23 protein-coding genes are annotated in these 23,977 nt (G+C 55.6%); 8 read left to right on the top strand and 15 right to left on the bottom strand.

Going from position 1 to position 23,977, the window contains the following annotated elements:
• Window positions 1–6: 6 nt before the first annotated feature.
• From F8562_RS28295 to F8562_RS28280, 4 genes are read right to left on the bottom strand one after another with little or no spacing between them, the layout of a single operon-like run.
• Window positions 7–1,008, bottom strand: coding sequence for an ABC transporter permease (locus F8562_RS28295; RefSeq protein WP_094909295.1), 1,002 nt, complete (start codon window positions 1,006–1,008; stop codon window positions 7–9).
• On the bottom strand, window positions 1,008–1,994 hold the full coding sequence (locus tag F8562_RS28290) for an ABC transporter permease (protein ID WP_014837796.1): 987 nt from the start codon (window positions 1,992–1,994) through the stop codon (window positions 1,008–1,010). Before F8562_RS28290 ends, F8562_RS28295 begins: the two co-directional genes overlap by 1 nt.
• Window positions 1,991–3,496: a sugar ABC transporter ATP-binding protein gene (locus tag F8562_RS28285; protein WP_047725149.1), complete on the bottom strand. Its 1,506-nt coding sequence runs from the start codon at window positions 3,494–3,496 to the stop codon at window positions 1,991–1,993. The genes F8562_RS28290 and F8562_RS28285 overlap by 4 nt, the downstream gene beginning before the upstream one ends.
• A gap of 44 nt (window positions 3,497–3,540) precedes the next feature.
• Window positions 3,541–4,521, bottom strand: a complete 981-nt coding sequence (locus F8562_RS28280) for a sugar ABC transporter substrate-binding protein (protein ID WP_014837797.1) — start codon at window positions 4,519–4,521, stop codon at window positions 3,541–3,543.
• Between the two features lie 538 nt (window positions 4,522–5,059).
• Here F8562_RS28280 and F8562_RS28275 point away from each other — a divergent pair.
• Window positions 5,060–7,369 carry a molybdopterin-dependent oxidoreductase gene (locus F8562_RS28275; protein WP_014837798.1) on the top strand — a complete coding sequence of 770 codons (2,310 nt, stop codon included), beginning with the start codon at window positions 5,060–5,062 and terminating at the stop codon, window positions 7,367–7,369.
• Between the two features lie 183 nt (window positions 7,370–7,552).
• On the opposite strand, the gene F8562_RS28265 is transcribed toward F8562_RS28275, so the two are convergent.
• A complete protein-coding gene (locus F8562_RS28265; protein ID WP_014837799.1) occupies window positions 7,553–8,095 on the bottom strand; it encodes a 1,2-dihydroxy-3-keto-5-methylthiopentene dioxygenase in 543 nt (180 codons plus the stop codon).
• The gene (gene mtnC, locus F8562_RS28260; protein WP_014837800.1) at window positions 8,092–8,781 is read right to left on the bottom strand and encodes an acireductone synthase; all 690 of its coding nucleotides are present in this window, start codon (window positions 8,779–8,781) and stop codon (window positions 8,092–8,094) included. Before mtnC ends, F8562_RS28265 begins: the two co-directional genes overlap by 4 nt.
• Before the next feature lie 194 nt (window positions 8,782–8,975).
• On the opposite strand from mtnC, the gene F8562_RS28255 reads away from it, so the two are divergent.
• Entirely contained in the window at window positions 8,976–10,121 is a 1,146-nt protein-coding gene (locus F8562_RS28255) for a pyridoxal phosphate-dependent aminotransferase (RefSeq protein WP_160742792.1), read from the top strand.
• On the opposite strand, the gene F8562_RS28250 is transcribed toward F8562_RS28255, so the two are convergent.
• From F8562_RS28250 to citR, 3 genes are all read right to left on the bottom strand, one after another.
• Entirely contained in the window at window positions 10,122–10,751 is a 630-nt protein-coding gene (locus tag F8562_RS28250; RefSeq protein WP_014228387.1) for an IbrB-like domain-containing protein, read from the bottom strand.
• On the bottom strand, window positions 10,736–11,959 hold the full coding sequence (locus F8562_RS28245; protein ID WP_094909296.1) for a phosphoadenosine phosphosulfate reductase: 1,224 nt from the start codon (window positions 11,957–11,959) through the stop codon (window positions 10,736–10,738). The genes F8562_RS28250 and F8562_RS28245 overlap by 16 nt, the downstream gene beginning before the upstream one ends.
• Before the next feature lie 104 nt (window positions 11,960–12,063).
• Window positions 12,064–12,975: a DNA-binding transcriptional repressor CitR gene (gene citR / locus F8562_RS28240; protein ID WP_014228389.1), complete on the bottom strand. Its 912-nt coding sequence runs from the start codon at window positions 12,973–12,975 to the stop codon at window positions 12,064–12,066.
• 866 nt (window positions 12,976–13,841) lie between these two features.
• On the opposite strand from citR, the gene ahpC reads away from it, so the two are divergent.
• Both ahpC and ahpF read left to right on the top strand, forming a co-directional pair.
• The gene (ahpC, locus tag F8562_RS28235) at window positions 13,842–14,405 is read left to right on the top strand and encodes an alkyl hydroperoxide reductase subunit C (RefSeq protein WP_002894394.1); all 564 of its coding nucleotides are present in this window, start codon (window positions 13,842–13,844) and stop codon (window positions 14,403–14,405) included.
• Between the two features lie 169 nt (window positions 14,406–14,574).
• Window positions 14,575–16,140 carry an alkyl hydroperoxide reductase subunit F gene (gene ahpF / locus F8562_RS28225; RefSeq protein ID WP_004848755.1) on the top strand — a complete coding sequence of 522 codons (1,566 nt, stop codon included), beginning with the start codon at window positions 14,575–14,577 and terminating at the stop codon, window positions 16,138–16,140.
• A gap of 76 nt (window positions 16,141–16,216) precedes the next feature.
• On the opposite strand, the gene uspG is transcribed toward ahpF, so the two are convergent.
• The 4 genes from uspG to dcuC all read right to left on the bottom strand — a co-directional run bounded on the left by uspG (window position 16,217) and on the right by dcuC (window position 19,671).
• Window positions 16,217–16,645 (bottom strand): universal stress protein UspG, encoded by a 429-nt coding sequence (gene uspG / locus F8562_RS28220; RefSeq protein ID WP_004100140.1) that lies wholly within the window; start codon window positions 16,643–16,645, stop codon window positions 16,217–16,219.
• 199 nt (window positions 16,646–16,844) lie between these two features.
• Window positions 16,845–17,255: a nucleoside diphosphate kinase regulator gene (gene rnk, locus F8562_RS28215; protein WP_094909294.1), complete on the bottom strand. Its 411-nt coding sequence runs from the start codon at window positions 17,253–17,255 to the stop codon at window positions 16,845–16,847.
• Between the two features lie 155 nt (window positions 17,256–17,410).
• Complete coding sequence (gene rna / locus F8562_RS28210) at window positions 17,411–18,205, bottom strand: ribonuclease I (protein WP_014228391.1); 795 nt, start codon at window positions 18,203–18,205, stop codon at window positions 17,411–17,413.
• 92 nt (window positions 18,206–18,297) lie between these two features.
• Entirely contained in the window at window positions 18,298–19,671 is a 1,374-nt protein-coding gene (gene dcuC / locus F8562_RS28205) for an anaerobic C4-dicarboxylate transporter DcuC (RefSeq protein WP_014228392.1), read from the bottom strand.
• Between the two features lie 296 nt (window positions 19,672–19,967).
• Here dcuC and pagP point away from each other — a divergent pair, with 296 nt between their 5' ends.
• A complete protein-coding gene (gene pagP / locus F8562_RS28200) occupies window positions 19,968–20,537 on the top strand; it encodes a lipid IV(A) palmitoyltransferase PagP (RefSeq protein ID WP_014228393.1) in 570 nt (189 codons plus the stop codon).
• A 195-nt stretch (window positions 20,538–20,732) separates the two neighbouring features.
• Window positions 20,733–20,942, top strand: coding sequence for a transcription antiterminator/RNA stability regulator CspE (gene cspE / locus F8562_RS28195; protein ID WP_004100146.1), 210 nt, complete (start codon window positions 20,733–20,735; stop codon window positions 20,940–20,942).
• A 64-nt stretch (window positions 20,943–21,006) separates the two neighbouring features.
• Here cspE and crcB read toward each other — a convergent pair whose 3' ends face one another.
• Window positions 21,007–21,390 carry a fluoride efflux transporter CrcB gene (gene crcB, locus F8562_RS28190; RefSeq protein ID WP_014228394.1) on the bottom strand — a complete coding sequence of 128 codons (384 nt, stop codon included), beginning with the start codon at window positions 21,388–21,390 and terminating at the stop codon, window positions 21,007–21,009.
• Window positions 21,391–21,481: 91 nt separating this feature from the next.
• Between crcB and F8562_RS28185 the strand changes: the two genes are divergently transcribed.
• Entirely contained in the window at window positions 21,482–22,270 is a 789-nt protein-coding gene (locus F8562_RS28185; protein WP_014837805.1) for a deaminated glutathione amidase, read from the top strand.
• 127 nt (window positions 22,271–22,397) lie between these two features.
• Complete coding sequence (gene tatE / locus F8562_RS28180) at window positions 22,398–22,601, top strand: twin-arginine translocase subunit TatE (RefSeq protein WP_004130411.1); 204 nt, start codon at window positions 22,398–22,400, stop codon at window positions 22,599–22,601.
• Window positions 22,602–22,827: 226 nt separating this feature from the next.
• On the opposite strand, the gene lipA is transcribed toward tatE, so the two are convergent.
• Window positions 22,828–23,793, bottom strand: coding sequence for a lipoyl synthase (gene lipA / locus F8562_RS28175; protein WP_004848774.1), 966 nt, complete (start codon window positions 23,791–23,793; stop codon window positions 22,828–22,830).
• Window positions 23,794–23,977: the final 184 nt, after the last annotated feature.

Genomic DNA, 23,977 nt, shown 5'->3' with positions numbered 1-23,977 from the left:
CTCCGCTTAACGATGGGTCTGGCGCAGACGAGCCTGCCAGAAGGAGAGGGCCAGCGCGATCACCAGAATCACGCCCACCAGCGCATCCTTCACCAGGTAGTTCAGCCCCATCAGGTTCAGGCCATTATCAATAATCGCGAGAAACAGCACCCCGCCGAGGGTGCCGGCGATGCTGACCCGGCCGAGCCGGTTAAAGGCGGTGCCGATAAAGACCGCGGCGATGGCGTCCATCAGGTAGGCCTGGCCGGCCAGCGGCGTAAACTGGCGCAGGTTGGCGGAGAGAATGACGCCGCCGACGGCGCACAGCGCGGAGGCCGCCACCAGCACCCACAGCATGGTCCGGCGGTCGCGGATCCCGGCGATACGCGCCGCTTCGCCGTTCTGGCCGATAGCGCGCACGTACTTGCCAAACAGCGTGCGTTCGGTCAGCAGCCAGGCTACCAGCCACAGCGCCAGCACAATCACCACCGGCGTCGGAATACCGGCGATATTGCCGACCGCCAGATCGTGATACTCCGGCGCCATCCGGCGGTAGGAGATAGAGCCGCCGCCGTCGGTATAGATACGCTCGGCGCTGCTGGCGATAAACCAGGTGCCGAGGGTGGCGAGGAACGGACGAATCTGGCAGACAAGGATCAGAAAGGCGTTCAGCAGGCCGATAATCACCCCGCCGAGCAGCGCGCAGCCCACCGCCGCCTGCCACGGCAGGTGCCAGGTCTTCAGCGCCACCAGCGCAAAAGCGGCGCCGAAATCCAGCGCCACGCCGACGGAGAGGTCAATCGCCCCGGCGCTAACGATAAGGGTCATCGCCATCGCCACGATCAGCAGAATCGCGCTGCCCTGCAGCAAATTGGCCCAGTTATCGAAGGTCAGAAATACCGGGTTCGCCCAGCCGAACAGGGCAATCGCCAGCAGGGTAATGACGCCGAATCCTGCCCGCGATAGCCACGCCAGCGGACCGCTGCCGGTTTGCCCCGTTGAGGGGGGCTTGAGCGTCAGTTGGCTCATTAATGGCCTCCTTTATGTCTGACCGCTGAAGCCGCCAGCACCAAGAGGATCAGGCCGCCTTTGATCGCGCCCATCCAGAAAATATTCACTCCCAGCAGGCCGAGCCCGTTAGAGAGCGCGTTGACCAGCACCGCGCCGAGCAGCGCCCCCCAGATGGTGACCACGCGCCGCCGCGAGAACGCCGCGCCGATAAAGGTCGCGAGGACGGTTTCCAGCAGCAGCGGCGTCGCCGTGCCGCTGGAGCTGCCTGAACCCTGGCTGAGCAGCGGCAAAATCGCCAGGCCGGCGGCGATGCCCGCCAGCAGCCAGACGATAATGGTCAAACGGCGAACGTTGAGTCCGCTCATCTGCGCCATATCGCGGTTACCGCCCACCGCCTGTAAATGCTGGCCGAAGCGGGAGTGGTGGAGCAAAAACTGAAACAGCGCGAAGACCGCCAGCAGATAGATCAGCGGCCAGGGAATGCCAAATAAATCGTTATCGCGAAAGGCCACCATCAGCGGGTCGCTCACCGCGATGCGCCGCTGGCCGGTCAGCAGGTCGGTCAGGCCGGTGAAGGCCACCGAAGTTGACAGGGTCGCCAGCAGCGGCGGCAGGCCCGCCGCCAGCACCAGCGTGGCGTTGACGGCGCCGCAGGCCAGGCTAACGGCGATCAGCAGTAACAACAGCGCCAGGTAAGGGGTGTTCCACTCCGCCATGCCGAGGCTGAGCAGCGCGACGCCGAGCACCGCGATGGCGGGCAGCGACAGGTCGATGCCGCCGGAGACCACATCATCGCCGCCGACGGCAATCACGCAGACCAGGCCGAAGCAGAGGATCGCCAGCGGTACGCTTTGCACCAGCATCATGCTGATATTTTGCCAGCTTAAAAAGAAAGGCGACTGCAGGCTGAGCCAGACCAGCAGCGCAAAAAAGAGAATCAGGGGAAATTTTTCGATAAGCGTCGTGATGCCCGGAAGGGGGCGGCGTTGGATACCTGCACTCATACCTGTTGTTCCTGTCCACCGTTAATCGTCACCAGCAGCGCGTCCAGCGTCAGCCCCCGGGTCGGGAGATTGGCCACCAGCTCGCCGCGCCACATCACCAGGATGCGGTCGCAAAGGCCCAGCAGCTCCGGCGCGTCGCTGGATGAGACCAGTACGCCGCGACCGCGATCCGCCAGCTCGCGGGTGCGCTGATAAATATCGCGGCGCGCGCCGATATCCACCCCGAGAGTGGGTTCATCAAGAATAAAAAGCCGCGCATCGGTGCCCAGCCAGCGGGCGAGAATCGCCTTTTGCTGGTTGCCGCCGCTCATGAAGCGCACCGGAAGCTCCGGACGGCCGGGGCGGATAGAGAGCTGGTCGATCCAGCTGCGCGCTTTTTCCAGCGCCCGGCCGCGGTGCTCCCAGCCGAAAGTGGCGGTCTCCGGTAGCGAGGCCAGATTGATATTGTCGGCGGTGGTGAAGGGGAGAATCAGCCCCTGATGGCGGCGGTCGCGCGGCACCAGGGCCAGTCCGGCCCGGGTAGCCTGATACGGCGTCCGCAGCCGCTTCGGCTGGCCGTCAACGCTTATCGTACCGCTGCGGGCGCGGCGTAGCCCGTAAAGCAGATCGATCAGCACGTCGCGCCCGGCGCCCAGCAGTCCGGCGACGCCGACGATCTCGCCCGGCTGAATATCAAAGGTAATATCGCGTAACTGCTGCCCGTCGCTGAGATGGCGAACCGACAGTACCGGGGCAGCGGCATCGACCTGATGCGCGCTGCTCTGGCGCGGGGTATAGAGCTGTTCGATATCGCGGCCGACCATCATTTTGATCAGCGCGTCGGTATTCTGCAGAAGCGCCCGGTCGGGGTAGCCGACCACCTCGCCGTTACGTAGCACCGTGCCGCGATCGCAAAGGGCGGCGATTTCGTTGAGATAGTGGGAAATGTAGAGAATCGCGATCCCCTGTTCCCGCAGGCGCAGAATCGCGGAGGTGACCAGGCCGGCTTCCTGCGCTTCCAGCGGCGCGGTGGGCTCATCGAATACCACCAGCTTTGCCGCGCCGTCGATCAGCGCTCTGGCGATTTGCACCAGCTTGCGTTCGGCGAGGCTGAGGTCGCGGATCAGGCGGCGGGGATGAATATCCAGCTGCCAGCTGTCGCGGAAAAACGCCCGGGTGGCCGCGTTCATTCGCCGCCGGTCCAGCGCGCCCCAGCGGGTGCGGTACTCCTGGCCGAGAAACACCGATTCCGCCACCGTAAAGTGCGGGATTAGGTTGAGTTCCTGGTGAATAACGCGGATACCCAGCGCTTCAATCGCCGCGGGATTGCCGAGCGGCAGCGGCGCGCCGTCAAGGGTGGCGCTGCCGCTGTCGGCCCGGTAGACGCCCGCGAGGATTTTTATTAGCGTCGATTTTCCCGCGCCGTTCTCGCCGATCAGGCCGTGAATTTCACCGGGATTCAGAAGCAGCGTGACCGCATTTAATGCAGTCACGTTGGCAAAGCTTTTGCCGATCTGGTTCATCGCCAGACCAGCGGCGGGGTTAACCCCGCCGGAGGATGGAGTGATCACTGCAGTTCGCCATATCCCAGCTGTTTGTAGACCGTTTTTGCCTCCTGCGGGCCTTTCACCGGCACCACCGGAATAAAGGTCTGCAGCGGCAGCTTCTGTTTGTCGAAGTAGCGCGCGACGTTATCGGCGGAGGTCTGGCCGATCAGGTGCGGCTGCTGGGCGACGTTGGCGACGAACGGGCTGCCCGGCTCGGCCATGATCTCCAGGGTTTCCGGGCCGGCGTCGATCGCGGTGACCTTGACGTCTTTATCGCGGCCGGTCTCTTCCAGCGCCTGGACAATACCGATAGCCGGCTGATCCCAGCAGGCGACATGGATGGCGTCGAGTTTGCCTTTTGGATACTGGCTCAGCAGTTCGAGGGTTTTCTTACGCGCATCTTCCGGCGAGTTGGCAAACTGCTCGGCCAGCTCCGGCTGAATAATGTGAATATCCGGATAATCCTTGAGGACATATTTCCACTGGTCATAACGAATGCCGCAAATACGCAGGGAGCTGGAGAATGCGTTAAATACCGCAACGTTGCCTTTGCCGCCCAGTTCATCGGCCATATAGCGACCAATGGTCGATCCCAGGGTGTAGTTATCGGAGGTGGTGTTATTGACCGAATATTTTGAAACGTGGTCTACGGTAAATACCGGAATGCCGGCATCGCGTAGCGCTTTGAATTTAGGCTCAACGGCGCTGTCGCCCAGAATGCTAATTACCGCATCGACCTTGCGCGACAGTAAAATATCGTGGTTATTCGCATGAACCTGGTTATCGCGGCCGCCATCGACGCCGATTACTTTACCCCCCAGTTTCTCTACCTCTTCGGTCGCACCCTTATAGGCTTCACGATCCCAGAAGTGCTGCGTCCCGACCACGGCGACGCCGATAGTTTTTCCCTGAAGTGATAAGGCCTCCGCCGCCAGAGCGTTGACGGAGGCGAGCGAGAGCAGGCCCAGCGCGATGGGCAATAATTTCATTTTCTGCGACATTCTTATTATGGTCCTGTGATGGAGGTGGCTGTGCGGAGCAGTAGCATGACAACAACAGCCACACAATCTCAAATACAAAATATGTCTAAGTTATACCCGTTATACTTCAAGTTGCATGTGCGTTGGCTACGTGCGTTCACCCGAATCACTTACTTGAGTAAGCTCATCGGGACTCTCTTACTTGCCGCCTTCCTGAAACTTGAATTATTTAGGGCATATTAACGATGTTATATCGCAGATTTGCCTGAGGAAAACGTAAATTTGTTATCTGTAACCTGAAAATATTTCATGATGCAGCTTAATCCCTTTTTATTTTGTGGGCTTAATTTGCTTGCAACTCTTATTTATTCAAATAAAGATTGCTGCTTAATTAAAATTATTCTGTCGCTGTAATATATCGCATCCTGGAATGGCGTAGAGCTATTCTGCGTGGAAAATCCTTTCTCAGCAGCAGATTGTATGGTGATACGTATTTTATTCCCAGGATTCGCACGCTTTATTATGGCGGCCTTTATCGGGTGAGAAGAAAACAGGCAAGATGAAAAAACAACATAATCTGACCGTAATGCACTGGGGAACCTGGCAGGTCCAGGCCCGTGACGGCAACATTGAGGCGGTGACGCCGGTGCCCTGGGATAAAAATCCCTCACGTATTGGTCAGTCGCTCCCCGATGCAGTCACCAGCAAGACGCGCATTCGCCGTCCGGCGGTGCGCGCGGGCTACCTGCAAAATGGCCCGGCTTCGCGCGAGGGGCGCGGTAAAGAGCCGTTTGTTGAGGTGAGCTGGGAGGTGGCGCTCGATTTACTGGCCCGCGAACTGAATTCGGTCAAAGCGCGCTGCGGCAATGAGGCGATTTTCGGCGGCTCCTACGGCTGGGCCAGCGCCGGCCGTTTTCACCACGCGCAAAGTCAGCTGCACCGCTTCCTCAAGTGCTTCGGCGGCTATACCGCCAGCACCAACACCTACAGCAGCGCGGCGGGCGAGCGCATCCTGCCGCATATTCTCGGGCCGCTGAGCCCGCTGCACCGCCAGCACACCCACTTTTCCGAGCTGGCGCGCGAATGCCAGCTGTTTGTCGCATTCGGCGGCCTGCCGCTGCGTAATGCGCAGGTCAACGGCGGCGGCGCCAACGACCATATGCTGAAATACTGGCTGGAAAAGATGCAGGCGCAGGGGACGCGCTTTATCAATATCAGCCCGGTGCGCAATGACCTGAGCGCCGTGGAGAGCGCCGAGTGGCTTGCGGTTCGTCCGGGAACCGATACCGCGCTGCTGCTGGCGCTCTGTTATGTGCTGATTAATGAATCCCTCTACGACAGCGGTTTTATCGCCAGCCATACCGTGGGTTTCGCGCCCTATCGCGCCTACCTGATGGGGGAGAGCGATGGCGTCGCAAAAACGCCGGAGTGGGCGGCGGCGATAACCGGTATTGAGGCGCAGCGGATTGCCGCGCTGGCGCGCGAGATGGCCAGCCAGCGCACGATGGTCAATATCTCCTGGTCGATTCAGCGGGCGCGCCAGGGCGAGCAGGCCTACTGGGCGACGGTGGCGCTCACTGCGCTGCTGGGGCAAATCGGTACGCCAGGCGGCGGCCTGGGGTTTGGCTACGCCTGCACCAATCTGGCGGGGGCGGCGCGTAAGGCCTTTTCCGGCCCGCGCCTTCCCGCCGGAGAGAACGCGGTAAACCAGGTGATTCCGGTGGCGCGCCTTTCCGATATGCTGCTGCATCCGGGCGAGGCATACGAGTTTGACGGCCAGCATCTGCGCTATCCCGACATCCGCCTCGTCTACTGGGCCGGCGGCAACGCGTTTCATCATCATCAGGATATTAACCGCCTGTGTGAAGCCTGGCGGCGGCCGGAAACGGTGGTCGTTCATGAACAGTTCTGGACCGCGCAGGCCAAATTTTCCGATATCGTTCTGCCGGTCACCACTTCGCTGGAGCGGGAAGATATCGGCAGCGGCGGTCACGACGGTTTTATGATCGCCATGAGCGCGCAGATCCCGCCGGTAGGCGAAGCGCGCGATGATTACGCCATCTTCTGCGACCTTGCCGAGCGGCTGGGCTGCGGCGAGCGCTTTAGCGAGGGGCGCGACGCCGGGCAGTGGCTGCGGGAGATCTACGAAGCGTCGCGGCCGCGCGCGCGGGAAGAGGGGATCGCGCTGCCGTCGTTTGATGAATTCTGGCGGCAGGGGGTGCTGGAATACAGTGCGCCGGAGAAACCGCAGGTTTTCCTGGCGGATTTTCGCGCCGACCCGCAGCGCTATCCGCTCTCTACGCCTTCCGGCAAGATTGAGCTTTTTTCCGAAACCATCGCCGGGTTTGGCTATCGCGAGTGTCCCGGCCACCCGTGGTGGGATGAGCAGGAGGCGGCCTGGCAGCGGCAGGAGGCGGCGCGCTGGCCGCTGCATCTGCTCTCCAGCCAGCCGCGCACCCGCCTGCACAGTCAGTACGATCACGGCAGCGTGAGCCGGGCGACGAAAATCCAGGGGCGCGAGCCGCTGTGGATGCATCCGCAGGATGCGCAGGCGCGGGATATCAGCGAAGGCAGCGTGGTCAAGGTCTATAACGCCCGGGGAGCCATTCTTGCCGGGGTGCACCTCAGCGAGCAGATTTTGCCCGGAGTGGTGCAGATGTCGACCGGCGCCTGGTACGATCCGCTGGATCCGGCTGAAAAGGGGTCTCTGGATAAGCACGGCAATCCCAACGTGTTGACCGAGGATCGCGGCAGCTCGCGGCTGGGGCAGGGCTGCAGCGCCCAAAGCTGCTGGGTGGAGATTGCGCCGTGGCGGGACGCGCTGCCGCCGGTGACCGCTTTCGACCCGCCGATCTTTATTCAGGGTTAGGCGCCCGGTAATTCCCGGCTTACGGAATCAAAACCCTCCTGGGGCGGATAGCCCGAACAGATGCGCAGCATCGCCTCCGGGAAATTCAGCCACGCTGCGTTCTGCTCCCGGGGGCGGCGCAGGGCGCCTGCCCGGGCTACATGTTCACAGTTGTCTGTAGATCGGTAGCCCGGATAAGGCGCGTTACGCCAGCCGCGGGTAGGCGCTGGCGATATCGTCGCCGGTAAACTGGGCAATCCAGCCTTCCGGGTTGTCGAAGATGCGGATAGCGGTGAAGTTGGGCTCCGAGCCCATATCAAACCAGTGCGGCGTGTGCGCCGGAACGGAAATCAGGTCGTTCTTTTCACAGAGCACCTGGAATACCTCGTCGCCAATATGCAGGCAAAACAGGCCGGCTCCCTCGACGAAGAAGCGCACTTCGTCTTCCCCGTGGGTATGCTCGTTGAGGAATTTTTCCCGCAGCGCCTCTTTCTGCGGATTATCCGCACGCAGGCTGATCACGTCCCAGCTCTGGTAACCCTTCTCAGCCACCAGCTTATCAATCGCATGCTGATAGGCGGCAATCACCGTTTCTGAGGCTGGCGCCGGGCCTAAATCGCGGTCGGCCTGCCAGCGCTCGAAGCGGACGCCTTTGGCGTTGAGCTGCTGCTGGATCTCTTCGGCGTTCGTGCTGTGCCAGAGAGTATTTTGCGGGTCTTTCACGGAAAAAATGGTTAATGCGCTCATGCTGGGATCTGCTCCGGATGAATATCGTCAAAACGCTGAACCTGCGGATGGTGGCTGGCCGGGTCACGGTCGCCGCGCACCAGCTGTAGGGTGCGGAAGCCGGCCTCTTCGGCGGCATCCAGCTCCTGATGGATATCGGACAGGAACAGGATGGCGGCAGGAGGCTGTCCCAGCTGCTCAGCAATATTGCGGTAGGACTGCGCTTCGCGCTTGGCGCCTACCAGGGTATCGAAATAGCCGTTGAACAGATGAGTAATATCACCTTCGTCGCTGTAGCCAAATAACAATTTCTGCGCGGCGACGGAGCCTGAGGAATATACATATAAATCAATACCCTGTGACTTCCATTTTTCCAGCGACGGCAGGACGTCAGGATACAGGTGGCCGGTGAAGTCGCCATTGACGTAGCCTTCGCGCCAGATAATCCCCTGGAGCGCCTTGAGGGCGGTGGATTTGCGGTCTTCATCCATAAAGGCGAACAGGGTAGCAATAAGCTGCTCGACGCTGGCCGCCGGTTGGGCGATCTCTTCGCGCAGGTTATCGAGAATGGTCTTTACCGGATCGACAAACTGCTGGGCGGTCACGAAGCCGGCCAGGCGTTCGCGAGCGTACGGGAACAGGACGTTGTGGACGAAGCGAATGTCGCTGGTGGTGCCTTCAATATCGGTCACGATAGCGCGGATCATGAGTTCTCCAGAGTGAGCGGTAGGTCGTGCTGACGGTGGCGTTGTGCTGCTCGCTGTTTTCCACTCATAAGCATAAGCGAAATAACATTATCATTTAGACGTCTAAGCGTCTTGATTGCCAAATATTAACATCGTGTTATAGTGGCTTCAACAACAGCATGACAGACGGTACAAAAAGAATGAGCAATAAGCCACTGATTCCTGAGAGTAAACTCCCTTCACTTGGCACCACGATCTTTACCCAAATGAGCGCTCTGGCCCAGCAGCATCAGGCGATTAACCTGTCGCAGGGGTTCCCGGATTTCGATGGTCCGCGCTATCTGCAGGAGCGTCTGGCGTATCACGTGGCGCAGGGGGCGAATCAGTACGCGCCGATGACAGGCGTGGCCGCGCTACGCGACGCCATCGTCGATAAAACGGAAGAGCTGTACGGCTATCGTCCCGATGCCAACAGCGACGTGACCGTTACCGCTGGCGCGACGGAAGCGCTGTATGCGGCGATTACCGCGCTGGTACGTTCCGGCGACGAAGTCATTTGCTTTGACCCTAGCTATGATAGCTACGCCCCGGCGATTGAGCTTTCGGGCGGCGTGCTGAAGCGCATTGCTCTCCAGCCGCCGCATTTTCGCGTTGACTGGCAGCAGTTCGCCGCGAGCCTCAGCGACAAAACCCGACTGGTTATCCTCAATACGCCGCACAACCCGTCAGCGACGGTATGGCAGCGGGAAGATTTTGCCGCGCTGTGGCAGGCGATTGCCGATCGTGAAATCTATGTGCTGAGCGATGAGGTTTACGAACATATCTGCTTTGCCGCCGAAGGGCATGCCAGCGTGCTGGCGCATCCGCAGCTGCGCGAGCGGGCGGTGGCGGTCTCTTCGTTTGGCAAGACCTTCCATATGACCGGCTGGAAGGTGGGCTACTGCGTGGCGCCTGCCGCCATTAGCGCCGAGCTGCGTAAAGTGCATCAGTATCTGACTTTTGCCGTCAATACGCCCGCTCAGCTGGCGATTGCCGATATGCTGCGCAGCGAGCCGGAGCACTATCGCCAGCTGCCGGCGTTTTACCGCGAGCGGCGGGACCTGTTTATTGATGCGCTGCGCGCCAGTCGGCTGGACATTTTGCCCTGCGAAGGGACCTACTTCCTGCTGGCGGACTACAGCGCGGTCTCGGATCTGGATGATGTCAGCTTCTGCCGCTGGTTAACCACCGAAATCGGCGTCGCGGCGATTCCGCTATCGGTGTTCTGCGCCGATCCGTTCCCGCATAAGCTGATACGCCTGTGCTTCGCCAAACAGCCAGCCACGCTGCTGGCTGCGGCGGAACGACTGTGTCGTCTGTAGTTATTTAACGGTCCACGCCTGAGAAAATTGACGGTCGCTGAACATCTCCACCAGACCGTTGATTTGCTTCAGGCGCAATACTTCGTCTGAGTCCATCCCTAACTCTTTGCCGATTTTCTCGTCACACCAGCCGAGATGCGCCAGCTCCTGGACGATTTCCGACATCGCATGAATCTGATGACGTCCGCGCGCCCGGTTGTGGCGGATGGTGGCGGCCATCAGCGAATCACGCCTGGGGCTGCTCTTTTCCAGGCAGGTGACGGGAAGGTAGCCTTTCAGTCGTTTCTTCAGCGCCGCTCTGCCGCTCGCCAGCTCATGACGGTGAAAACCGTCGATAATGGAATAGCGCTCCTGATCCTGTTTCACTACCACAACGGGCTGCGTGAAGCCGTCCGTTTCCAGCGAGGTAAACAGCAGGCGTTTTTCCGGTGGCGCAAGATTATTTGGGTTGTAATCATTAGGCAAAACGGCGCCCTGTTTTACCCACAATACGCAGTCAACCGGTTGGGATTTGAAGGGGCTATATTCATGCAGAATCTGGCGAAAGGCGTTAAGCGCAGTAATCTTTTCCTCTTCATCTTCCAGCGATTGCAGATAGCGTTCGAGATCCTGGATTAATTGTCGTTGCATAGTATCCCCCATTGCTGGCGCTTTTTATTCATCCGTTCGCGATAGCGTTTATATTGATTCGCTTTGGTCGGGCTGAAAGAGAGCTGGCGGCACCAGTAATCATTGTTCAACAGAACTTTACAGATGCGCCGCCAGGACGGGACGTCTTTCGAGCCAATATCCGCCGGCTGCGTGTCCGGAATATCTATCATTCCCTTTTTTTGGTACCAGTGAAGATAGACGGCGATTTTATTGCGGTAATGTTCCGCCGTTTTCTCCGGCATGCTGTCGAGTAAAAACAGGGCGTAGCTTTTCCAGGTATGCTGCGCAGGTTTATCCAGCTTTCGATGGCCGTAGAACTGATTATCGTGACCGGCATAAACTCCGCCGCAGTGGACGCCGCTGACGCGATGGCACATGGCGGCCCAGCGTTCAGGCTCCAGCACATGGTAGAGCCACAGCCCCTGGCGCTGCTCCGGGCCAAAGGGTTCGCAGATACGCATATAGCGCAGCGGAACGCCCGCCTGATACATCAGGTTATAGAGCGGGTTGTAGGACAGGCCGCTTTTGCCGAACCAGGTCCAGATATCGGCGGTTTTCCAGTCGTAGATAGGATAGATGTACCACGCGTGTCCGCCCGGCGCGGAGGTGGTCCAGGGTTTATCGTCGGCGAAGCGAAGCTTGCGCTGCGAGGAGATGGTGATAAACCGATTTAACGATTCATCGGCGCGGATGCCGATCATCACCGCCGCGGGGCGGTTTTGCGAAAACCAATCGGCAAATTCGCGAACGAACGTTTCAAAACTCATGCCCGATTGATAAAACGGGAAAAAGCCGGGATCGGTAATCGCGTCCTTTGGCGGTTGTCGCACCCAGGGCGCGCCGGGTTCCCAGCACTGCCATTCGGGATGATATTGGGTCAGAGAATTCTGGGTAGTGAGAGGCAACGCGACCCAGAAAAATTGCTCAATAACGTCGCGATACTCTGCGCGCATCTTTTTACAATGCGCAATGGTGCAAGAGAACTGCGCTTCCCAATCCACAAACAGGACGCAAATCTTTTTGCCTGTACGGCGGGCGTGCTGCGCCGTGAGATGCAGCATGATTGTAGAATCTTTACCGCCAGAAAAAGAGACGCAAACACGGGAGAAGTTTTCCATTACCCATTCTATTCGCTGCTGACTGGCCTGCAGAACGGACTCGGGTAATGGAAGTTTTATAAAAGACACAGCCATTATTCCTTTAATGCTAAAAGATACTGTGTACTTATATCACATTTATTTCTTAATCAAGAGATTACTTATTATTCGTTAATCAAATTAAATGGCATTAACTATTCAATAATTTTATTCTTTTCACATTCGTCGATAAAGTTTGCAAAGTTCGGGTCGTCAAGGTTTACCCGATTGTAAATCATATAAATAGTGATGGAAGGGATCTTAAATGGCGCCTCTATAACCTTAAATTTATTATGGAAACTGATGTGTTCTAAAATACAGGTGGGTACAAACCCAATAATATCAGTTTGCTGAATAACATTAAGGATCGCTATGTATGAATCGCTACGGAACGAAATTTTCCTGTCAGACAGTATGCCGGCCGCCTGGCTTTGAAACGACTTCGTTCCCTGATCGTTGCAAATATAATACGTAAAGCGCTCCTGCAGTATGGCTTTCGTCGTTGTTAGCGATGCCAGCCGAGGATGATTTTCACTACAGACCAGAGAAATGCCCAGCTCCTGAATACGTTTACACACGGTAGCCCGCGATGACAGGGGCGTGGTGCTAAATATCAGGTCGGCTTTACGGTAGGCCAACAGGCTTTCTACCGACTCTCCGGACGCCAGCAGATCGTGATGTTCTACGTGTAAGTTTGAATCATCTAATAACATATGGATCAGGCTGGTTGTTTTTGGGGTAATAAAAAGCTGCGGCGCATAGACAACCAGGCGTTTCTTTAACTCAGAACGATTGGTGAGATAAATAGTTTGTTCTAATTGATTAAGATTTTTTTCAAGATGATGGTGGAGATTAACCCCTACGGTGGTCGGCGTAATTCCTTTACCTGAACGAACGAATAGCGGATCATTCAGCTGGGTGCGTAGCCGCTGAAGCGACTGACTGACGGCGGAGGGCGTAATAAATAGCGTTTCCGCCGCTTTACTGATGCTTAAATGCTGGTAAATACATTCGAAAATAACGAGTAGGTTCAGATCAAATTTCTTAAGATCGTAAAGATTAGCCATTATCAACGTCCTGTTAAGCTGGCGGTAAGGGAAACTGGTGAATATATATCTGTATTATATTCATTGTATGAATATTTGTTTCTTGTTATTTAATGCAGGCGCCGTCATTAAGTTTATCTAAATATATACTACCGTTGCGTATTCTACCAGATCCTTTTGTGTACCGCTAAAGTCAGGGGAGTGGGTTATTTATAAATACTTACCTTGCCCCGCTTAGCATCTGTAGTTTTTCTTTAACGGGAAGCCTGAACGCTTGTTGAAGTTTATTTGGTTATTCATATTATAAATTACTGATACGTGAGCGGCACTGAGGATGTTCATCAACCGCGGGCGGTAATTAAATTCTTTATTCTCCGGCTTTCGCTGGTCCTGCGGGCAAGTATGGCAAGTGGAAGAGCGGCAGTGGGGGCGTCTGCATCGCGCTAACGCGGGAAACATGTCACAAAGAACGGGCATTTTGACATGGTAATGCTCTGTGAAATCACCGGAAAAGTAGGGGTAGCGGTAAAACCTATTACAGTCATAGATAAGACCTGCCGCCGCGTGGATTGCCCTTTCGTTCAGCGGGTGATGTAATCCCTTAGCTGTTACATTAAGGTGTAGAGCGCAACACATTGCCAGCTACTGGCGCTGAACCTACCTGCGGGTGTTTCAGGTAACGGGGCCGCCTGCGAGGGCGGCCTTTTTACTTTTCAGCGCATATAATGCGAAACGCGGTAGAAGATTGTCATCGCGTTGACAGGTTCACAAAGTTGTCTTGTTCCGGTTGTTAGATAACGCTTATTGATTCGATAATGCAAACGCATTGGTCGAGTCAGGAAAAATTCGTTAACTTAGACCTCAACGAAAACACGGAGGAAGTATAGATGTCCTTAATTAATACCAAAATCAAACCTTTCAAAAACCAGGCGTTCAAAAACGGTGAATTCATCGAAGTTACCGAGAAAGATACTGAAGGCCGCTGGAGCGTCTTCTTCTTCTACCCGGCTGACTTCACCTTCGTTTGCCCGACCGAACTGGGCGATGTGGCAGACCACTACGAAGAACTGCAGAAGCTGGGCGTAGACGTTTACTCCGTCTCTACCGACACTCACTTCACCCACAAAGCGTGGCACAGCAGCTCTGAAACCATCGCGAAAATCAAATACGCGATGATCGGCGACCCGACTGGCGCCCTGACCCGTAACTTCGACAACATGCGTGAAGATGAAGGCCTGGCAGATCGTGCCACCTTCGTTGTTGACCCGCAGGGTATCATCCAGGCTATCGAAGTTACCGCTGAAGGTATCGGCCGCGACGCGTCTGACCTGCTGCGTAAAATCAAAGCAGCTCAGTACGTAGCTTCTCACCCAGGCGAAGTGTGCCCGGCTAAATGGAAAGAAGGTGAAGCGACTCTGGCTCCATCTCTGGACCTGGTCGGCAAAATCTAAATTTCCATCGTCTTTCACGCCAACGCAGCTATGGCGTGAAATACTTGGGAAATTATTTCAGTCATGGGCGCACCGGCGCCCATTTTATTCCAACACCATGATGCAAGCGTATTCAGGCTGCCTGAACGAGGCCGCTTGCATGATGATGTTTTAAGCCCAGGAGATAAAAATGCTCGACACCAACATGAAAACCCAGCTCAAGGCTTATCTTGAGAAGCTGACCAAACCTGTTGAGCTGATTGCCACGCTGGATGACGGCGCTAAATCGGCAGAAATCAGGGAACTGCTGGCTGAAATTGCTGAACTGTCAGATAAAGTCACCTTCAAAGAAGATAACGGCCTGGCGGTGCGTAAGCCGTCATTCCTGATTACCAACCCCGGCTCCAGCCAGGGGCCGCGCTTTGCCGGCTCTCCGCTGGGACATGAATTCACCTCTTTAGTTCTGGCTCTGCTGTGGACCGGCGGTCATCCGTCAAAAGAAGCGCAGACTCTGCTGGAGCAGATCCGCAATATCGACGGTGATTTTGAATTCGAAACCTACTATTCGCTTTCATGCCATAACTGCCCGGACGTGGTTCAGGCGCTGAACCTGATGGCGGTACTGAACCCGCGCATCAAGCACACGGCGATTGACGGCGGAACGTATCAGAATGAAATCACCGAACGCAACGTGATGGGCGTACCGGCGGTATTTATGAACGGTAAGGAATTTGGTCAGGGTCGCATGACGCTGACGGAAATCGTTGCCAAAGTGGATACCGGCGCGGAAAAACGCGCGGCGGAAGAGCTGAATAAACGTGAAGCCTATGATGTCTTAATCGTTGGCTCCGGTCCGTCCGGCGCAGCGGCAGCCGTTTACTCCGCGCGTAAAGGTATTCGTACCGGCCTGATGGGTGAACGCTTTGGCGGCCAGGTGCTGGATACCGTTGATATTGAAAACTATATTTCAGTACCCAAAACGGAAGGCCAGAAACTGGCTGGCGCATTAAAAGCGCACGTCAGCGAATACGATGTTGATGTGATCGATTCTCAGAGCGCCTCCAGACTGATCCCGGCGACGGTTGAAGGCGGCCTGCATCAGGTTGAGACCGCCTCCGGCGCGGTGCTGAAAGCGCGTAGCGTTATCATTGCCACCGGCGCGAAATGGCGTAACATGAACGTGCCGGGTGAGGATCAGTATCGTACCAAGGGCGTGACCTACTGCCCGCACTGCGACGGCCCGCTGTTTAAAGGTAAACGCGTGGCGGTTATCGGCGGCGGTAACTCCGGTGTGGAAGCGGCAATCGATCTGGCAGGCGTTGTTGAACACGTTACTCTGCTGGAGTTCGCGCCGGAAATGAAGGCCGACCAGGTTCTGCAGGATAAAGTCCGCAGCCTGAAAAACGTCGATATCATTCTCAACGCGCAGACCACGGAAGTGGTGGGCGACGGTAGCAAAGTCACTGGCCTGCAGTACCGCGACCGCGTGAGCGGCGATGAGCATCACGTGGCGCTGTCGGGGATCTTCGTGCAGATCGGTCTGCTGCCGAATACCAACTGGCTGGAAGGCGCGATTGAGCGCAACCGCATGGGTGAAATCATCATTGATGCGAAATGTGAAACCAACGTGAAGGGCGTTTTCGCTGCCGGCGACTGCACGACCGTTCCGTACAAACAGATTATTATCGCCACCGGCGAAGGTGCGAAGGCGTCTTTGAGCTCGTTCGATTACCTGATTCGCACTAAGACCGCATAATTCATAATAAAGTAAGACCAAACCTGCACAGCAAAGAGGCTACCCTGGGGTAGCCTCTTTTTTTACCTTACCGCCGCTACCTGACCACCATCACCGGAATATGCGCATGGCGAATCACGCTTGAGGCGTTGGAACCTAGCAGATGGGTGCTGATCGAAGGGTTACGGGAGCCTATCACCACCACATCGGCTTTAATTTCATTGGCCAGTTCATTGACCATATCGCGCACGTTGCCAAAGCGGACGTGCATTTTGATTCGCGACGGGTCAATGCTGAAATGGCCGGCCATCGTTTTCAGGCGCGTTTCTGCTTCATGCTGCAAATGCTCTTCAAAGCGGCGCAGATCGGCGGTAAAACGACTCATCGTGAAGCTTGATGAACCGGGTAGTACGTGGAGAAGATGGATAACCCCGTCCTGCTGGGCTAAAAACTCCGCATGGCGAACGGCTTTATCGCTTAACTCCATTTCAAAGACATCAACGGGCATAATGATGGTTTTATACATATGCATTCCTCCTTGTTCGTCTGCTTTTATATCAACACATTATAGGAAAGTATTGTGCCATTCAGGTCGCAAAATTGTCAGAACGGTACGAGGGCGGCGTAAAAGTTTGTCAAAAGAGAGGAGAAGAGCGAAAGATGCAGAAAGAGGATGCAGTAACATCCTCTGGATAAAGCGCGAAACGCTTCAGGCAGCGGGGAGATTAACGGTGAAAATCGCCAGCGGCCTCCGGCTGATACAGCAGTTCCAGCACTTCAAGGTGCGTTGAGGTGCCGCCCGGTAATTCCCAGTGAATCGTGCTGCCGACTTTGAGGCCCAGCAGGGCTGCGCCAACCGGCGCCATCACCGAAAGCTGGGTGGCGCTATCCGTGACCTGCGCCGGGAAAACCAGCGTGCGGATGCGCTCTTCACCGGTGGTTAAATCGCGAAATCTGACCTTGCTATTCATGCTGACAACATCATGCGGCATGGCTTCCGGGGCCAGCATCTGCGCGCGGTCAAGCTCGTCATTCAGCGCGTCCGCTACCGGTGAGTTGGCGAAAGACGGTTGTTCCAGCAGTCTGTCGATGCGTTCTGCATCCAGTTCATTAATGATAATTGCGGGTCTGGTCATCTCATACTCCATGTTATCCAGGAACCTGTCCGTAAAAGAAAACCCTCACCGAAAATGGCAAGGGTTAATGTCCTCTCATCATACTGAGACTTGCTGGTGGTTTGAAGTGATTAAACGCACATTCATCAACGAACCATAGCGGAGTTGTATGAAATCTAGCCGGCTTTATCCAGCAGAAATTGCTTACCGCAGTTCCCCGGATGGGGTTGGGGTAAGAATGAATCAGCGGAGAGAGGGGCATTAATGGCCGCTGCTTTGATGGAGATTTGCATCTCAGTCAGATAGGCGGGGTTGCCGTTGCAGGTTAACTTGAAAGCCCTGACGTTCTGTTTTCCATAGGCCTCAGCAACCGCGGCGTTGAAGCCATCCCGGCTAACGGTTTGCCCATAGTGTTTGGCCAGGAAAGCGCCCAGATGGCTCTGTTTTATCTCGCCGTTCAGGCGCACCATGGTGCCGAAATAGTTGTCAGGATCGAAACCAAAGCAAACGCCATGCTTGGCGTATTCATAACGTTCGAGACATGAGTTACCGCCCGAACCCGGCATCACGCCGTTAAGCTTATTCGCCATTTCCAGCGAGAGCCCGGTTTCAGCCGCCCGACATTTTTGCCCGGCTTTTGCTTCCGGCATATTGGGAACAGGGCGGGTCGCACAGCCAAAGCGCATCCAGCGCCGCTCGTCCACCCCCCGTGCGGCAATAGATTTTGGCAGGCTCGGCCACAGGCCGTGAACGGTGAGAAAATCGGCTTTATTGCTGAGTTCCTGCTGCAGGCGGCACTCTTCCGGTTCGCTGCGGTTGCGGTCTTGCATACTTTGGCAGAACCCCGTTTGCCAGGAGAGAGCCAGCACGTAGCGGTCAAAATCACCGTATTGCGTGGCGATCAGCGGATCTGCGCTGACCTGGGCGGCGCTGAGCAAAAGGGCAATGGCAACGAAATCCTTCCTGAACATTTTTATTCCTGATGACAAATGGTCATTGATAACATTGAGTTATTAAAGCATAAAAAAGGCGCCAACAGGCGCCTTTTCACACGGTTTCAGCTTTAGCGGATTGCGCTGCCGGGAACCAGAACTTCGGTGGCGATAATCACCACTAACAAACCAACCAGCACCGGGACAGAGGTCCGTTTCACCACTTCAAACGGCGAAATTTTTGCCATACCGGCGACGGCGACCACCACGCCGGAGACCGGAGAAATGGTTCGGCCAAGGTTAGATGCCTGCAGCATCGGGATCGAGAGATAAGCTGGATTGATGCCGGAAGAGTGCGCCAGCTTCGGGATCATCTCAACGAAAGCATAGAAGGGGGCGTTACCGGAACCGGTGGTCATCGCCGCCAGCATGGTCAGAATGACCAGCACCAGCATCAGAATGATACTGGCGGAGCCGAACGACGTGGCGATAGAGATCAGACCGTTAATAAAGCCAATGGTACTCAGACCCTGAGCAAAGACGCCGGCGGCTACCAGCAGCATCACCACACCGGCAAACGCGTCAGCCATGCCGCGATACGCCGCTTCCAGGCCATTGAACACATTTTTGGTGTTAAAGCCGCGGCAGAATTCCAGAACCGCCGCCAGCAGCATGCAGAGCACAAGAATGGTGATGATGTGCAGCTCCGGGCCCCATTTGCCGTCGAAAATCAGTACGCCGATTATCGGCGTAAACGGCAGAATGGCGTAGAAAGCGGGGGCGGTCGTGGTTATCTCGTTTACATCGAGCATTTCATGGGCGACGTTTTCTTTTTTATCCAGGTATCGCTGCCAGAAAAAGTGAGCGATCGCCATGCTGATAATGGCCACAATAGAAATGGGCAGCGTGGTTTTAAAGGCAAAGTCAATCAGCGGCATTTCGGCGGCTTTGGCGGCCAGCACGACATCCCCGGAAGTGGGGGAGAGAATAATCGCCGCCGGAGAAGCGCAGATAGCGGCGGCAGCGCCGCGGCTGATGCCAACGTTGACCATCACCGGGAACAGTGTCGCCATCAGCAGTACTCCCAGACCGGTAGCGGAGGAGACGGCCAGCGACATCAGGCAGGCAACGAAATAAGCGGCGATCATCAGTAGATAGGGGGAGTTAATGAAGCGCAGCGGTTTTGACGCCAGCTTCACCACCATGTCATTGGCGCCGATGTGCGTCATATAAGTCGCGAAACCGCAGAGCATCATGATCATCATGCCGAGATCGCCGCCGCGGCTCATCAGCAGTATCTTAATATATTCAACGATATCGGTTGCAGAATAACCGGTGCTCTTTGCGTCGCCTGGTAAAACCTTATGCCCCATCAGCGCGCTGGCGATGAGTAATACTAAGCCACCGACGAACAGCACGCCGGTGGCGGAATAGCCTTTAATGATATAGCGGGCGACGCCCACAATGACCACAATCCCAATCAGGATCTCTACTAGCGTAAGCATTCTTTTACCTCTAAACCATTAACCCAAAGAATCTACTAATAAATGAAGCGAAGAAAAAATTTAGTGAGGGAATGTGCCTAAAAAACGGGCGAAACTCGCTGACGCAAATCAATAAATCGATGAGAATTCCTGTCAGGCGGTACCATGCCCGCCTGGTCAAAGCCAGGACGCGAGAGATTTTCAGATTTTTTGCACCGGGTAAATCAAGAGTTTGCCTAATACCGTTAAGGTAGTATTAAGATTATCTTTGCTATCTTACTCCGCTTTAAAAATGATACTGGTAAGAGAAAAGTGTAATGCGACGTCGATTTATAGGGTTGTTTCTGGGATGCCTGGGCCTGCTGCTATCATCCACCTCCGCTAATGCATCGTTTAGTTCGACGCTTCGTGACGGCTACAATACGCTGAGCGATAACGTCGCGCAGACCTGGAATGAGCCTGAGCACTATGATCTTTATATCCCCGCGGTGACCTGGCACGCCCGTTTCGCCTACGACAAAGAGAAAACGGACCGCTACAACGAACGTCCCTGGGGCGCCGGCTTCGGCGTCTCGCGCTGGGATGATAAAGGGAACTGGCATGGCATCTATTTGATGGCCTTTAAAGACTCTTATAATAAGTGGGAGCCTATCGGCGGCTATGGCTGGGAGAAAACCTGGCGTCCCTTAGCAGACGATAATTTCCATCTGGGTTTAGGCTATACGCTTGGCGTGACGGCGCGCGATAACTGGAACTACATCCCGATTCCGGTCGTGCTGCCTCTGGCTTCTATCGGGTACGGCCCGGCCACGTTCCAGATGACCTATATCCCGGGCACCTATAACAACGGAAACGTTTACTTTGCCTGGGCGCGCATTCAGTTTTGATGCGATTTTTTATAGCAATAAAAGAGATAAGCGGACTGTCTTGTTGAAAAACAAAGACTAACGTGAGCCCGGTGCAAAAAGATAGAGACTTTTATCACTTTTTAGCAAAGTTGCGCTGGACAAAAGGTACCACAATTGGTGTACTGATACCCGACACAGTATTAGTGTCGATTTTTTCATATAAAGGTAATTTTGATGTCTAAGATTAAAGGTAACGTTAAGTGGTTTAATGAGTCCAAAGGATTCGGTTTCATTACTCCGGAAGATGGCAGCAAAGATGTATTCGTACATTTCTCTGCAATCCAGTCCAACGGTTTCAAAACTCTGGCTGAAGGTCAGCGCGTAGAGTTCGAAATCACTAACGGTGCCAAAGGCCCTTCTGCTGCAAACGTAATGCCTATCTAAGCAACGCGTCAGTAGAATATAAAAACCCGCTCATGGCGGGTTTTTTTTTGCCTGCGGTCAGGGGCTAGCGGCTGGCCGCATGTGAAAACAGCCAGAACGCGGTGGCCGTCATGGCAAATGAGCCTGACAAGTTGACCAGTACGTTGAGTAACGCCCAGCTAAAGCGCCCCTGCTGGAGTAGAAACACCACTTCGGCGGAAAACGTGGAGAAGGTGGTCAGCCCGCCGCAAAAGCCGGTGGTGATAAGCAGCTTCCACATCGGATCGATATCCGTCATGCGGTTAAACCATGCCAGCCCTGCGCCGATAATAAAAGCGCCCAGCAGGTTAGCGGTGAGCGTACCAATGGGGATAGCATGATGCATGGGGTTAAACTTCATACCCAGCCACCAGCGCAAAACGCTGCCGGTGCCGCCGCCAAGAAACACAGCCAAAAGGAGTTGCAACACGGTCATTCCCTGTTTATTGATCGAGACTAAACTTCGAGTGTAGCGCGCGAAAGGCCTCACTGGCTATGACTAACCTGACGGGAGAGAAAAGATGCTTGTTGCTGCCGGACAATTTGCCGTAACGCCGGACTGGACGGAAAACGCGCAGACCTGCGTGAGCATGATGCGTCAGGCCGCGGAGCGGGGGGCCGCGCTTCTGGTTCTCCCGGAAGCGCTGCTGGCGCGAGACGATAACGATGCGGACTTATCGGTTAAATCCGCCCAGCGCCTTGATGGCGGCTTTCTACGGCTCTTGCTGGCAGAGAGCGAAAACAATGCCTTGACGACGGCGCTGACCCTGCATATTCCTTCCGGCGAAGGACGGGCAGCGAATACGCTGGTGGCGCTACGTCAGGGCAAGATTATTGCGCAATATCAGAAACTGCATCTGTATGATGCTTTCAATATTCAGGAGTCCCGGCTGGTCGATGCCGGGCGGCAGATTCCGCCGCTTATCGAGGTGGATGGGATGCGCGTCGGGCTGATGACCTGCTACGATTTACGTTTCCCTGAGCTGGCGCTGTCGTTAGCGCTCAGCGGTGCGCAGCTCATCGTGTTGCCCGCCGCGTGGGTAAAAGGGCCGCTGAAGGAGCATCATTGGGCGACGCTATTAGCGGCGCGGGCCCTGGATACCACCTGTTATCTTGTCGCCGCCGGGGAGTGCGGGACGCGTAATATCGGCCAGAGTCGTATTGTCGATCCCTTAGGGACAACGCTTGCCGGGGCAGGAGAGCGGCCGCAGTTGATTTTTGCCGAACTTTCAGCTGATTATATTCAGCAGGTACGCGAGCGTCTGCCGGTGTTGCAGAATCGCCGCTTTGCGCCACCGCAATTATTATGACGTTTTTTTAAACAAGGCTTGATTCACCTTGTTACAGATTGCTATTGTGTCCGCGCGTCAAATAGCCGTTAATTGTATGCGTGTATGATGGCGTATTCGCAGCTTGTATTAGAGAAGAAGGTTAGCTATGGGTGAGATTAGTATTACCAAACTGCTGGTAGTCGCAGCGCTGATTATCCTGGTGTTTGGTACCAAAAAGTTACGCACGCTGGGTGGAGACCTGGGCTCGGCTATCAAAGGCTTTAAAAAAGCCATGAACGATGACGATGACAGTGCGAAAAAGACCAGTGCTGAAGAAGCGCCGGCGCAGAAGCTCTCTCATAAAGAGTAATTCGCGACGAGTTTCCTGAACGAGGGGGCTCGCTACCGACGGGGATAAACCGCGTCGGCAAAGAGGCTGCAGCGATAGCGCTGCGGCCTCTTTTGTTATTTGCACTGAGTTTTGACGAAAAAGATGCAACCAACTGTTACCGGGGTGGGATTTTTAGCGGGTAACGAAACGCATCGGCAGAACGGACCGCTGCGCTAAAAATATCACGCCGCGGTCGAGGCAGAGATTACTTCACTTCCATGCCTTTGGCCTGTAGATCGGCATGATAGGAGGAACGAACGAACGGCCCGCAGGCAGCATGGGTAAAGCCCATGGCCATCGCTTCGGCTTTCATCTCTTCGAACTCATCCGGGCTGACGTAGCGCTGTACCGGCAGGTGGTGGCGGCTCGGCTGTAAATACTGGCCTAACGTCAGCATGGTGACGCCGTGGCGGCGCAGATCGCGCATCACTTCTACGATTTCAGCATTGGTTTCGCCTAACCCCACCATCAGGCCCGATTTCGTCGGGATCTCCGGGTGTGCTTCTTTAAAGCGTTCCAGCAGCTTCAGGGACCAGTTGTAGTCGGCTCCCGGGCGGACCTGGCGATACAGGCGCGGCACGTTTTCCAGGTTATGGTTAAACACGTCCGGCGGCGTCGCCTGAAGGATTTCCAGCGCACGATCCATACGGCCGCGGAAGTCCGGCACCAGGGTTTCAATTTTAATCGTCGGGCTTTTTTCGCGAATCGCGCTGATGCAGTCGGCAAAGTGCTGAGCGCCGCCATCGCGCAGATCGTCGCGATCCACGGAAGTCACCACCACATAGCGCAGCGCCATATCGGCGATGGTTTGCGCCAGCTTTTGCGGTTCGTTGGCGTCCGGTGTCACCGGGCGACCGTGGGCAACATCGCAGAACGGGCAACGACGGGTACAGATGGCGCCCAGGATCATAAAGGTTGCCGTTCCGTGGTTAAAACATTCCGCGAGGTTAGGGCAAGAGGCTTCTTCGCACACGGAGTGCAGGCCGTTCTTACGCATCGCTGCCTTGATCCCCTGGATACGGGACGAGTCAGCCGGAAGTTTGATTTTCATCCATTCCGGTTTTCTGAGCAGAGCTTCACGCTCAGTTGCCACGTTTTTCACCGGGATAAGGGCCATTTTATCGGCATCGCGGTATTTTACACCGCGTTCCATCACAATGGGTTTACTCATAGCGTGCGTGTTCCAGTTGCGAGTGACGAAGGAAAGCGAATCAATTCAAGTAAATGTTGCATTTATCAACTATTTTTGAATTAAACGCAGGCAGTATATCATTGATACGGGGCATAAAGCAGCCTGCTGGCCGGGCAAATTGTAAAATAGTTGTTGTTTTATGCTTTTCCCTCTCGTGCCTTAT

Origin of the sequence: Klebsiella sp. RCJ4 (assembly GCF_009025755.1) — a bacterium.
GTDB lineage: Bacteria > Pseudomonadota > Gammaproteobacteria > Enterobacterales > Enterobacteriaceae > Klebsiella > Klebsiella michiganensis.
Note: the sequence above shows the minus strand (reverse complement) of the source record. Positions and strands in the feature narration are given on the sequence as shown.

Coding starts and splice junctions, on each gene's coding strand:
- F8562_RS28295 (WP_094909295.1), bottom strand. CDS start 1,008: ATGAGCCAACTGACGCTCAAGCCCCCCTCAACGGGGCAAACCGGCAGC.
- F8562_RS28290 (WP_014837796.1), bottom strand. CDS start 1,994: ATGAGTGCAGGTATCCAACGCCGCCCCCTTCCGGGCATCACGACGCTT.
- F8562_RS28285 (WP_047725149.1), bottom strand. CDS start 3,496: ATGAACCAGATCGGCAAAAGCTTTGCCAACGTGACTGCATTAAATGCG.
- F8562_RS28280 (WP_014837797.1), bottom strand. CDS start 4,521: ATGTCGCAGAAAATGAAATTATTGCCCATCGCGCTGGGCCTGCTCTCG.
- F8562_RS28275 (WP_014837798.1), top strand. CDS start 5,060: ATGAAAAAACAACATAATCTGACCGTAATGCACTGGGGAACCTGGCAG.
- F8562_RS28265 (WP_014837799.1), bottom strand. CDS start 8,095: ATGAGCGCATTAACCATTTTTTCCGTGAAAGACCCGCAAAATACTCTC.
- mtnC (WP_014837800.1), bottom strand. CDS start 8,781: ATGATCCGCGCTATCGTGACCGATATTGAAGGCACCACCAGCGACATT.
- F8562_RS28250 (WP_014228387.1), bottom strand. CDS start 10,751: ATGCAACGACAATTAATCCAGGATCTCGAACGCTATCTGCAATCGCTG.
- citR (WP_014228389.1), bottom strand. CDS start 12,975: ATGGCTAATCTTTACGATCTTAAGAAATTTGATCTGAACCTACTCGTT.
- ahpC (WP_002894394.1), top strand. CDS start 13,842: ATGTCCTTAATTAATACCAAAATCAAACCTTTCAAAAACCAGGCGTTC.
- ahpF (WP_004848755.1), top strand. CDS start 14,575: ATGCTCGACACCAACATGAAAACCCAGCTCAAGGCTTATCTTGAGAAG.
- uspG (WP_004100140.1), bottom strand. CDS start 16,645: ATGTATAAAACCATCATTATGCCCGTTGATGTCTTTGAAATGGAGTTA.
- rnk (WP_094909294.1), bottom strand. CDS start 17,255: ATGACCAGACCCGCAATTATCATTAATGAACTGGATGCAGAACGCATC.
- rna (WP_014228391.1), bottom strand. CDS start 18,205: ATGTTCAGGAAGGATTTCGTTGCCATTGCCCTTTTGCTCAGCGCCGCC.
- dcuC (WP_014228392.1), bottom strand. CDS start 19,671: ATGCTTACGCTAGTAGAGATCCTGATTGGGATTGTGGTCATTGTGGGC.
- pagP (WP_014228393.1), top strand. CDS start 19,968: ATGCGACGTCGATTTATAGGGTTGTTTCTGGGATGCCTGGGCCTGCTG.
- cspE (WP_004100146.1), top strand. CDS start 20,733: ATGTCTAAGATTAAAGGTAACGTTAAGTGGTTTAATGAGTCCAAAGGA.
- F8562_RS28185 (WP_014837805.1), top strand. CDS start 21,482: ATGCTTGTTGCTGCCGGACAATTTGCCGTAACGCCGGACTGGACGGAA.
- tatE (WP_004130411.1), top strand. CDS start 22,398: ATGGGTGAGATTAGTATTACCAAACTGCTGGTAGTCGCAGCGCTGATT.
- lipA (WP_004848774.1), bottom strand. CDS start 23,793: ATGAGTAAACCCATTGTGATGGAACGCGGTGTAAAATACCGCGATGCC.